Below are 11,319 nucleotides of genomic sequence, written 5' to 3' on the forward strand. Positions count from 1 at the left end.
TTGCCTGTTGCTGAAATTTAGGCCATAAAAACATTAATCTCTTGTGGAACAGGCATCTTGCCTGTTACTGAAATTATTGCAGCAACAACATTTAGGACTTACGCACTGTCAGGGAATTCTGTCATCCTGAGCGTAGCCAAGGATCTCTTAGAGCGTTCAGATGCCCACCACACAATAAAATTTTAAATAACACTGGAATTGATAATAATACCAGTATAAACTATATTAAACACAAATATTTATTAAATTTACCATGACATTTGAAATTGGACTATTAGGAAAGCTAGCACCAGCAATGGCTAAACTGGCAGAAATAGGATTCAAAGAAGCTATGAAAAAATTGAATCCTAGCGATTTTTAAAAAGCTTGTATTTGTGCGCTCAAAGCTGCCGATAAAAACAAATTATTCTCTGCTTGCGAACAGGGTGTAGTCGAAGATTTTCTTAAAAGTTTCTTGACGGGTAAAGCACTTCCAGAACTCCTGAAACCTTTCAACGACCAAGAAAAGCCTCAAGTTGAGTTTTTAGTTGAAGCCTTTAATGCGACAGTCCCAGAACACAAAAAAATTCAAGGCAGATTCGCTCCCGAAAAACTGCATGATTGGTTGGAGGTTTTTGCTGAAACCTATTTTCATAAAACAAGTAGTTATTTAAGGTTTAAAGTTGCCAAAGCAGACTATTTGAAGCAACTGGCTAAGTAGGTCGGCGGGGAAAATCACAAGTATGTAACAAAAAATTAAGTAGGGTGATGGGACTTAAATTTAATACGTTGTGTACTGTAGTTTCCTCTTTGGTCTCTAACTTCTACTCCATCAATTACGGCGTAGGCGAGGTCTAATTCATCGTCAAACATTTGTCCCGCTAATTCATCTTCTTTAATGTGTTGCCACTCTAATTCAATTGGGTTCATTTCGGAACAATATTTGGGCAAGAAAAAGATATATAAACCCTGCTCTTCCCACTTTGACCATAACTGTTTAACCTCCTGACATTTGTGTATGGGTCCGTTGTCTTGTACGATGATTCTGAGCCGTTTCATCTTAGCAGCAGCTTCGGCTTCTTGATCCATCATTTGAATATAAGCTTTTCTATCAACACCTCCAATGACCAAACCATAGACGAAACTACTTAAAGGTTCAAAAAGCCCCACAATACTTAATCTACGACCTCGATGTTTAGTTTGTTGTATACGTTTTTGCTGACCTTTGTTGTAATAGGTATAACTCGGTTTACTCCACGCACAAAATCCTGATTCATCTAAATACTTTAAGTCGATTTCTCCCGCAGCAGCAGCCCATTCCAGCATATCTAGGTCTGATTGCTTTATTTCTCGTTCTTTGGAGTCTTGTTTTCCTTTATGACTTGGACTAGCTCTTTTCCAAATAATCCCCTTTTTTTTAGTACCCGTCTTAATCTGTCGGGACTTAATTTAATAGAGCGCTCTTTTTCTAATTTATCAGCTAATTGAAAACTGTTATATGTACGTGGTTCTTTTTTAAGGCATTCTTCCAAAAACTCTAGATCTTCTTCTTTCCACTTGGCTTTTCCCCCTCGACCTGGTTTTTCCCAAAGGCTTTCTATACCAAACTTTTCCCATTTATGTAAAACTCCTCTCACTGTTTGTGAAGCCCAGTTAAAGTGAGCAGCTATTTTCTCAACATACCAGCCATGTGCATTTAACCTGATTACTTCTGCTCTATCTTTGACTTTTTGTGGTACTTTCGCCGTTCTCAAATTTGATAGGGTTTTGTCTTGCTCTTGAGTCAGAAATACTCTTAATCGAGCGCCCATATATTAGTTACCCCACTAGAGCTAGAGTTTTATTTATGTATCTTAACATAGTTTTGTTTTTTCTCGCCGACCTACTTAACTGGTTTGATGATGTTAAGTTTGCTGGCATTGCAGTCGAAGGTCAGGAAATCGAAAAATCTGAAAAATTGGCTCACATTTTTGTGATGCCCGATGTTTTGGAAGAAGAAAAGGTAGATATTTATCGCTTTATCCAAGAAGAATTAATAGAACGCAAAAACCTGCAACAGATTCAGACAGAAACTCGCTCTGGTAGCAAGTTTTTAGCATCACAATTATTGAATCAAAATCAATCAAATAAATTTGTGCTGCTGGGCGATCCTGGTTCTGGCAAAACAACTTTACTGAGCTTTTTTGCGGTGATGTTGGCTCAGAATTATCCAGAAAAACTCGGCTGGGATTCTGGGATAGATTGCTTGCCGATTTTGATTAAAATCCGTGATTTTGCTAGGCTTTCAGATATCAATCTCCTCGACTATGCCCGCCAGTTTGCCGAGAAAACTATGTCCGTGAAACCGCTGCCAGAAGGCTTTTTTGAGTATTGGCTGGCAGACGGTAGGGCGATGATTTTGTTGGAGGGATTGGATGAGGTTGTGGAAGAATCCAAGCGCTATGAGGTGGTGCAGCAGATTGAGAATTTTTTGGGGCAGTATCATCAAAATCTGGCAATTATTACTTCTCGCCCTGCTGGTTACAAACGCGACTTTTTTAATACTTCGGAGTTTGAACACTATCAGTTACAACTGTTTAATTATGCTAAGGTTGATGAGTTTATTAATCGCTGGTACGACAGCCGCGTTCGAGATGCGGCGGAAGCTCAACGTCTCAAAGATAGCATTAAGAAAGCTCTGGATGAAAACGATCGAATTAAATTGTTGGCGAGAAATCCGCTATTGCTGACAATCATTGCTTTGATTCACCGCTATCAAGCGGAACTGCCGAGGGCACGCCACAAGCTTTATGAAAAAGCTGTGGACACACTGTTAAAGAATTGGGATGCTTACAAAAACATCACAGAGAAGTCGATATTCAAATATTTAGATGCAGAGGATTTACGGCGGCAGATGGAAATTCTCGCCTATTGGATTCACACTCAGGGTAGTACGCCTAATCCTGAAGGCGGGACGCTGATTGCTAAGGAGGATTTGTTAGATCAGTTAACTCAGAATCCTGAAGGCGGGACGCTGATTGCTAAGGAGGATTTGTTAGATCAGTTAACTCAGAATATTAAAGCCAAAAAACAGGTTGAACGGTTCCAGGCAAAAGAGGAAGCTAAACGATTTGTTGATTTTATTCAACAGCGGACGGGATTGCTCAACGAACAAGGGCAAGATTTGTACGCTTTTGTACACAAGACTTTTCAAGAATATTTGTGCGCTCAGCAAATCGGCTATCACGCAGATGATGAGGATAATTTTGAGTTTGTTCTCGAGCAGATTCGAGAGCATTTGCATGACCCCCACTGGCGGGAAGTGTTGCTGTTGTTGATTGCTCAACAAAAACCGAAGAAAGCGGCGAAAGCGATGCAAGCAATTTTGGCTGCGAATAGCGAGTATGAGCAATGGTTGCACCGCGATTTGTTTTTTGCTGGCAGTTGTCTTGCTGAAAATATTAAAGACTTAAAAGTGGCAGATTCTAGTCTAACTGTGAAGATTTTGGAGAAGTTGGTTGAGTTGGAGGTAAGGGATGAGAAACAGGTTGGTGACAGAGTTCGGTCTCAGGTTTTGCAAATCCTTTGCAGTATGAGTGAGACTGAGTTTGAGGCGCAAACTTTGCAACTTTTTAAAGCAAGGGGTGTTGATGAAAATCGATTGTGGAAATATCAAGCAGCATTAGGGGAAAAAGAAGCTGTCACCACTGCCATGCTACGACGCCTCGAAGATGGGAATGAGGATGTGCGTCGTAAGGCAGCACAAGCTTTGGGCGGGTTGGGAAATGCTTCAGAAACCGTCATTAATGCCCTGTTGTTACGTCTCGAAGATGGGGATCAAAATGTGCGTTGTCAGGCAGCACGAGCCTTGGGCTGGTTGGAAAATGCTTCAGAAACTGTCATCAAGGCCCTGCTGTTACGTCTGGGAGATGGGGATCAAAAGGTGCGTTGTCAGGCAGCATCTGCCTTGGGCAACTTGGGAAATGCTTCAGAAGTCGTCATTAATGCCCTGGTGTTACATCTGGACAAGGGGGATAAACCGATGCGTCGTCAGGCAGCATCTGCCTTGGGTAACTTGGGAAACGCTTCAGAAGTCGTCATTAATGCCCTGCTGTTAGGTGTGAAAGATCGGTATAACTCAGTGCGTTACTCGGCAGCACGAGCCTTGGGTAACTTGGGAAATGCTTCAGAAGTCGTCATTAATGCCCTGCTGTTACGTCTGGAAAAGGGGGATAACTCAGTGCGTCTTGAGGCAGCATCTGCCTTGGGCAGGTTGGGAAATGCTTCAGAAGTTGTCATTAATGCCCTGGTGTTACGTCTCGAAGATAGCGATAACTCAGTGTGTCGTGCGGCAGCATCTGCCTTGGGTAGGTTTGGAAATGTTTCAGAAGTCGTCATTAATGCCCTGCTGTTACGTCTGGAAAAGGGGGATAACTCAGTGCGTCGTGAGGCAGCATCTGCCTTAGGCAGGTTGGGAAATGCTTCAGAAGTTGTCATTAATGCCTTGCTGTTACGTCTGAAAGATGAGGATAACTCAGTGCGTCGTGAGGCAGAATTTGCCTTGGGCAGGTTGGGAAATGCTTCAGAAGCTGTCATCAGTGCCCTGCTATTACGTCTGGAAGATCGGCAGGGCTTGGTGCCTTACTCTGCAGCATTAGCCTTGGGTAAGTTGGGTATGAAATCTAGTGACGTTTTGCCTGCTGTTGTGCAATGGGTTGAGCAGCATCAGGATACAGAATATGTCGGCTTAGGTATTGATGTGTTGTGGGATTTGGTAGCGGGTGAGGGAAATCGATCGCCAGTGCCTTTTTAGAAGTATGTAGCTTTTGCGCCAGTAAAACCCGATCGCCCTTCCGGACTTTTCACCAAAAAGGCGATCGGTGAGTCTGCTGTTTGACGATTAGGGCCCTCCATCCCCTTAATAACCGGGAACAGAGGTCAACTATTCAATCGAAAATCGAAAATCCAAAATCGCTCGATTATTCAATCTAAAATCTAAAATCTAAAATCCAAAATCGGTCGATCGCCCGCAGCCACGGCCGAGGAGAGCCAATGGTTGCTACAATCGGGGAGGGTATATGTTGTGGCTAACACTACAGCCCGTAACCCTGAAAGCTAATAGCTAAATTATTAAAAATCTGCCTCTCCTGCCATGTTTAAAAATCTGCTAGGCGATCCCAACGCGCGCAAACTTAGAAAATTTCAGCCTTGGGTAGCTGATATCAATATTTTGGAAGAAGACTTCCGTGCACTCTCAGACGACGGCCTCAGAGGGAAAACGGCCGAGTTTCAACAACGTCTGGCAAAAGCTAGATCTCTCAACGAAGAAAAAGAGATCCTAGACGAAATCTTGCCGGAAGCTTTTGCAGTGGTGCGGGAAGCGGGACAGCGGGTTTTGGGGCTGCGCCACTTTGATGTCCAACTCCTCGGCGGCATCATTCTGCACAAAGGCCAAATTGCGGAAATGAAAACCGGTGAGGGCAAAACTTTGGTGGCGACGCTGCCGGCTTACCTCAACGCCCTCAACGGTAAAGGCGTACACATCATCACCGTCAACGATTATCTCGCAAGGCGGGATGCGGAATGGATGGGACAGGTGCACCGATTCCTGGGATTGACTGTGGGACTGATTCAGCAGGGCATGGATCAGGTGGAACGAAAGAAAAATTATAACTGCGACATTACCTACGCGACTAACAGCGAAGTCGGCTTTGACTATTTGCGCGACAACATGGCTACTGTCATGGAAGATGTAGTGCAGCGTCCTTTTAATTTCTGCGTGATTGACGAGGTTGACTCGGTGCTGATTGATGAAGCACGGACGCCTTTAATTATTTCCGGCCAGGTGGAACGCCCCAGTGAGAAGTATCTGCGGGCGGCTGAGGTAGCTGCTGCTCTGAGAAAGGAAGATGAAGAACATTACGAAGTTGACGAAAAGGCTCGGAATGTGCTGTTGACCGATGAAGGCTTTGGTGAAGCTGAGCGGTTGTTGGGTGTTACGGATTTGTACGACCCGGCTGACCCTTGGGCGCATTACATTTTTAATGCGATTAAGGCGAAGGAATTGTTTATTAAGGATATTAACTACATCGTCAATGCCGATCGCGAAGTGGTGATTGTGGATGAGTTTACGGGCAGGGTAATGCCGGGACGGCGCTGGAGTGACGGTTTGCACCAGGCGATCGAAGCGAAGGAACGGGCGGAAATTCAGCCGGAAACTCAGACGCTGGCGACGATTACTTATCAGAATTTCTTTTTGCTTTATCCCAAGCTGTCGGGGATGACTGGGACGGCGAAGACTGAGGAGACGGAGTTTGAGAAGATTTACAATTTGGAAGTGACGCTGATTCCCACTAACCGGATTACGAGCCGCACAGACCTTTCGGATATGGTTTACAAGGCGGAGGCCGGCAAGTGGAATGCGATCGCCCAAGACTGCGCGGAAATGCACGAGATCGGTCGGCCGGTGCTGGTGGGCACGACGAGTGTGGAAAAGTCGGAGTTGCTGTCGCGGCTGCTGCTGGAACGCAAAATTCCTCACAATTTGCTCAACGCTAAACCGGAAAATGTGGAGCGGGAATCAGAAATTATCGCTCAAGCCGGACGCAAAGGCGCTGTGACGATCGCGACAAACATGGCGGGACGCGGTACTGATATTATTTTGGGCGGTAATTCTGAGTACATGGCGCGCCTGAAGTTGCGGGAATATTTTATGCCCCGGATCGTGCAACCCGAGGATGAAGACGGGTTTTCGGTGGTTCAAGTACCGGGTATTAGTGGCCGCCCCGCACCTCAAGGTTTTGCTCCGACTACGAAAAAGGTAAAGTCTTGGAAAGCTTCGGCGCAGATTTTCCCGACGCAGCTATCGAAAAATGCCGAGCAAATGCTCAAGGCGGCGGTGGAATTGGCGGTGAAAGAGTACGGGGAGCGATCGCTCTCGGAATTACAAGCCGATGATATCGTGGCTATAGCTTCGGAAAAAGCGCCGACAAAAGACCCGGTAATTCAAAAATTGCGGGAAGCTTACAATCTAACTCGCAGTGAATACGATGCTTTTACCAGCACCGAACACGATGAAGTCGTGCAGTTGGGAGGCTTGCACGTCATCGGTACCGAACGCCACGAATCGCGCCGGATCGACAATCAGTTGCGCGGCCGGGCGGGACGCCAAGGAGACCCGGGTTCTACGCGGTTTTTCTTGAGTTTGGAAGACAATTTGCTGAGGATTTTCGGCGGCGAACGGGTGGCCGGTTTGATGAAGGCTTTCGGTGTTGAGGAAGATATGCCGATCGAATCTGGAATGCTGACTCGTTCCCTCGAAGGCGCTCAGAAAAAAGTCGAGACATACTATTACGATATCCGCAAGCAGGTATTTGAATACGACGAAGTGATGAACAATCAGCGTCGAGCAATCTATGCGGAACGTCGCCGAGTATTGGAAGGTTTGGACTCCAAAGAACAGGTAATTAAGTATGCCGAACAGACGATGGACGACATCGTGGGAGCATACATCAATCCCGATTTACCTTCGGAAGAATGGGAACTCGACAAACTTGTGAGCAAGGTGAAGGAATTTGTTTATCTGCTCGCTGACATGACACCGGATCAGCTAGAAGATTTGTCCGTTGAGGAAATTAAAACATTCCTGCACGAACAAGTCCGCAATGCTTACGACATTAAAGAAGCGGAAGTTAATGCAATCCGAGCCGAATTGATGCGAGATGCGGAACGGTTCTTTATTTTGCAGCAAATTGATACTTTGTGGCGGGAACATTTGCAACAAATGGATGCTTTGCGCGAGTCTGTAGGGCTGCGCGGTTACGGCCAGAAAGACCCGCTGATCGAGTACAAAACTGAAGGTTACGAGCTGTTTTTGGACATGATGACGGATATCCGCCGCAATGTGGTTTATTCGCTGTTCCAGTTCCAGCCGCAGCCGGCAATGCAAGTTTCACCAGAGATGGTTTGAAAATAGTTAACTGTTAACAGTGAGCTGTTAACAGTTGACTGTTATAGCAGTGGTCACAACGATTAGGACAATTCCCAGGCGTTGCTGAATGATGCCATGAATCATTGAGGAATCGGCACATCCCAGAACTTGAGGTAGTGTAGCAACAATCTGATCGAGTGTCTCAGCATTTCCTCTAACGCGTGAATAACAAAGTGTCTTGCGATGCAGTCGGGCTTGCGTAATGTCGTAACCGTGTGTTTTCACCTTCTACCCTCGTCATGTAAGTCTTGCTAATAATTTGATCTCCATCTGGAATAAATCCTGGATAGACTCGCCAGCCGTCCGTGACATAAAAATAACAATTCCATGTTGCTACAAGCTCCCACAAGGGGGCAAAGGTCTTCGCACAGTGGTCGCCCAAAACCCACCCTAAGATTCCTGGCTTAAAGTGGTCTACTGCTGTCCACAACCAGATTTTTTTTTTGCCCTACAAAAGTTTCTAGTTCATCCAACTCCCCCACTTCTGGAGTGGTCTCTGGGTCATAGGCGGACGGTAGGCGTTCTCCTACTTGTCTGACCCAATTAATGACGGTGGTGTGATGGACTCCTATGACGCGCTCAATACCTCGAAATCCCATGCCGTTGACATACATTTTCAAACATTGCGCTTTAATTTCATCTGAGTATCCTTTGGAGATTGTGTAAACATCAATAAACTGACGATGACAATCGACACAAATATGATTTTGCTTCCCTATCATCTTGCCATTTTTACGGATATGGCTGGAGCCACATTCAGGACATTTCATTAGATTTAACCTCAATTCATATCACTATTATGCAACGCCTGCAACGCCGTCGTAACACTATTCGTTTATGGTTGAAGCGGGAACGCGAGACTGGGGACTTTCAAGCCTTACCTAATCAACCGCCTGGTAATGGACACAAAATTACTGATTGGGAAAAATTTACCAAATTTGTCGAGGTTAATGGAGATAAAACTCAAGTGGAGATGGCTCAACTATGGACGGAAAAAATTAGTGAGCGCACGATTTCACGGGGCTTAAAAAAAATTGGGTTCACGCGTAAAAAAAAACTTATGGTTACAGCACTTTGCGTGACTAAGAGGTACAGTAACAGCAGTGAGCAAAATAATTTTCGATTTGCTTACTTGAACATAATTTCACACCCAATTCCAATAGTTTTTCCACAATCTGTACACTTCGAGGTACAAATCTCCTGAGCCATGCCTTTAATTCCCACCATAAATGTTCGATGGGGTTAAACTCAGGTGAGTACGGTGACAAATACACTACTCTTGCTCCCACTGCTTCGATCATTTTTTCCACACCTTCTACCTTGTGTGCCTTCAAATTATCCATAACTAATACCGCTCCTTTCCATAATTTGGGAACCAATTGTTCTTGCACAAATTTCTTGAACTCTTCTCCATTCATTGATTGTTTCATTGTTTTCATGGCGATGACCTTCTTGTTGGTTATTGCACCAATTACTGTCACCCTACTTCCTCTATAAAATGGCTTGATATCGTAGCTTCTTTCTCCCTTTTTACTTCTAGCTCTGGATCTCATTATCCCTAGCAATACGCCCATTTCGTCCAAAAATATCAGATCTTTTGGTGCGACATCTCGGATTTTTTTCCAATATTCTATTCGCTGATTTTGATTAATTTCTTTATGGGCTTGACTGCTGCGTAGTGTTTTTTTTTCAAAGTGAGTTGCTGCTTTTTTAGGAATCGGCACATCGCACTCTCGCTCAACCATACTCCTGTTTTTTCGTGCCAATACTCACAGTATTCCGCTAGTGTGTAATCTGGATACTGGGCTACCATCTCTTCAATCTGTTGTTCGTGACCAAACAGTAAACTCGGTTTACCGCCCTTTGCCTGACTAGGGAGTAATCTTCCTGTCTCTTTTTTTCGCTTTAGTAGGGCTTGTACGGTACTTTTACTGACTTGAAATCTTTCTGCTACTTGCCGAATAGAGGTGTTACCTGCCTCGTAAGTGTCAACAATCTTTTGACGCATATCTAGGGAGTAGGGTTTCATTTTTTTCTTTCTTACCACCTCTACTATTGTACCTAACTGTTAAGCAAAGTGCTGTATCAAGAAAGGGATGAAGTTAAACGACTTCTCTTTAAAGAAGAGATATAGCAACCGCCAAGGCGGTTAAGCCCTAGACTGGAAGTATCCCTTAATCTTGCTCCGGCTGTGCCGGAGCGAAACCCATGCCCAAACCCTACAGTTACGACCTCGGTCAAAAAGTGATCCAAGCAATCAAGCTTGATGGCTTAAAGATTAGTGAAGCTTGCCTTATATTTAGCATTAGTCGTAACACTATTCGTTTATGGTTGAAGCGGGAACGTGAGACTGGGGACTTTCAAGCCTTGCCTAATCAACCACCTGGTAATGGGCACAAAATTACTGATTGGGAAAAATTTACCAAATTTGTCGAGATTAATGGAGATAAAACTCAAGTAGAGATGGCCAAACTATGGACGGAAGAAATTAGTGATCGCACTATATCACGGGCATTAAAAAAGATTGGGTTTACGCGCAAAAAAAAACTTATGGTTATCAAGAAAGAGATGAAGTTAAACGACTTCTCTTTAAACAAGAGATAGGGCTGTATGTACCACAGGACATAGTTTATATAGATGAGTCTGGGATTGATAGTAGAGAAGATTATAGCTATGGTTGGAATGCTAAAGGGAGCCGCTTTTATGCTTTAAAAAGTTGCCGAAGACAAGGGCGAGTTAATATGATTGCTGCCTATTGTCATGGTGAGTTATTGGCTCCATTTACTGTTGAGGGTTCTTGTAATCGAACCGTGTTTGAAACCTGGCTAGAAACTTGTTTAATCCCAACGCTAAAACCGGGACAAATAGTGATTGCAGATAATGCCACATTTCATAAAGGTGGGCGGATTCTTCAATTAATTGAAGCTGCAGGTTCTCAGTTAAAATACTTGCCACCCTATTCACCTGATCTCAACAAAATTGAGCGATGCTGGTCATGGTTAAAAAGTCGAATTCGTAAACAACTAATTCAATTTGGGTGTCTTAGGGATGCCATGGAAGCTGTGCTTCGCACAGCGGCTTAACCGCCTTGGCGGTTGCTATATTACTTAAAGTATAAAACTGTGCCTATTATAGCAACCGCCAAGGCGGTTAGGATGCAAGGCGTAGGACATCTTCGATCGCATCACGTAAACAGTCAAAGCGCTTTAATTGTTTGCGGATGCGACTTGTGAGCCAAGACTCTTCTTTGTTCAATCCTGTTCAAATCAGGGGAGTACGGCGGTAAATACAACAATCTACACCCTACACTTTGAATCAATTCCTCAATTCGACCACCTTTATGAAACGTGGCATTGTCCATCACCACCACC

General features: G+C 44.4%; 6 protein-coding genes and 4 pseudogenes (1 of these 10 running past the window's edge). 5 read left to right on the forward strand and 5 right to left on the reverse strand.

The genetic code is table 11. From position 1 onward, the window contains the following. Positions 1-454: 454 nt before the first annotated feature. Entirely contained in the window at positions 455-700 is a 246-nt protein-coding gene (locus tag D0A34_00555; GenBank protein UNU17546.1) for a hypothetical protein, read from the forward strand. Between the two features lie 35 nt (positions 701-735). Here the strand turns inward: D0A34_00555 and D0A34_00560 are convergent. Continuing rightward, positions 736-1,790: pseudogene (locus D0A34_00560) on the reverse strand (IS630 family transposase). Positions 1,791-1,825: 35 nt separating this feature from the next. On the opposite strand from D0A34_00560, the gene D0A34_00565 reads away from it, so the two are divergent. Together D0A34_00565 and secA are read left to right on the forward strand one after the other, a co-directional pair. Next, positions 1,826-4,771 (forward strand): NACHT domain-containing protein, encoded by a 2,946-nt coding sequence (locus D0A34_00565; GenBank protein ID UNU17547.1) that lies wholly within the window; start codon positions 1,826-1,828, stop codon positions 4,769-4,771. A 339-nt stretch (positions 4,772-5,110) separates the two neighbouring features. After that, positions 5,111-7,927 (forward strand): preprotein translocase subunit SecA, encoded by a 2,817-nt coding sequence (gene secA / locus D0A34_00570; protein ID UNU17548.1) that lies wholly within the window; start codon positions 5,111-5,113, stop codon positions 7,925-7,927. Between the two features lie 101 nt (positions 7,928-8,028). Here secA and D0A34_00575 read toward each other — a convergent pair. Then, positions 8,029-8,718 (reverse strand): annotated as a pseudogene (locus D0A34_00575) (IS1 family transposase). Between the two features lie 50 nt (positions 8,719-8,768). Between D0A34_00575 and D0A34_00580 the strand changes: the two are divergent. After that, positions 8,769-9,005: pseudogene (locus D0A34_00580) on the forward strand (IS630 family transposase). A gap of 25 nt (positions 9,006-9,030) precedes the next feature. Here D0A34_00580 and D0A34_00585 read toward each other — a convergent pair. Both D0A34_00585 and D0A34_00590 read right to left on the reverse strand, forming a co-directional pair. Beyond that, positions 9,031-9,693 (reverse strand): IS630 family transposase, encoded by a 663-nt coding sequence (locus D0A34_00585; protein ID UNU17549.1) that lies wholly within the window; start codon positions 9,691-9,693, stop codon positions 9,031-9,033. Beyond that, entirely contained in the window at positions 9,579-9,995 is a 417-nt protein-coding gene (locus D0A34_00590) for a transposase (protein UNU17550.1), read from the reverse strand. The genes D0A34_00585 and D0A34_00590 overlap by 115 nt, the downstream gene beginning before the upstream one ends. A 161-nt stretch (positions 9,996-10,156) precedes the next feature. Here D0A34_00590 and D0A34_00595 point away from each other — a divergent pair. Continuing rightward, a protein-coding gene (locus D0A34_00595; protein ID UNU17551.1) for an IS630 family transposase occupies positions 10,157-11,031 on the forward strand; the annotation gives its coding sequence in 2 pieces (ribosomal slippage) (positions 10,157-10,486 and positions 10,489-11,031; 873 coding nt in all). A gap of 67 nt (positions 11,032-11,098) precedes the next feature. On the opposite strand, the pseudogene D0A34_00600 reads toward D0A34_00595, so the two are convergent. After that, a pseudogene (locus tag D0A34_00600) lies at positions 11,099-11,319 on the reverse strand (IS630 family transposase); it runs 656 nt beyond the window's last position.

The sequence above is a fragment of the Microcoleus vaginatus PCC 9802 genome (assembly GCA_022701275.1).
Classification (GTDB): Bacteria; Cyanobacteriota; Cyanobacteriia; order Cyanobacteriales; family Microcoleaceae; genus Microcoleus; species Microcoleus vaginatus_A.

What these genes read in the sequence shown, in the direction of transcription:
- secA (UNU17548.1), top strand. Translation starts at nt 5,111, where the DNA reads ATGTTTAAAAATCTGCTAGGCGATCCCAACGCGCGCAAACTTAGAAAA.
- D0A34_00585 (UNU17549.1), bottom strand. Translation starts at nt 9,693, where the DNA reads ATGGTTGAGCGAGAGTGCGATGTGCCGATTCCTAAAAAAGCAGCAACT.
- D0A34_00565 (UNU17547.1), top strand. Translation starts at nt 1,826, where the DNA reads ATGTATCTTAACATAGTTTTGTTTTTTCTCGCCGACCTACTTAACTGG.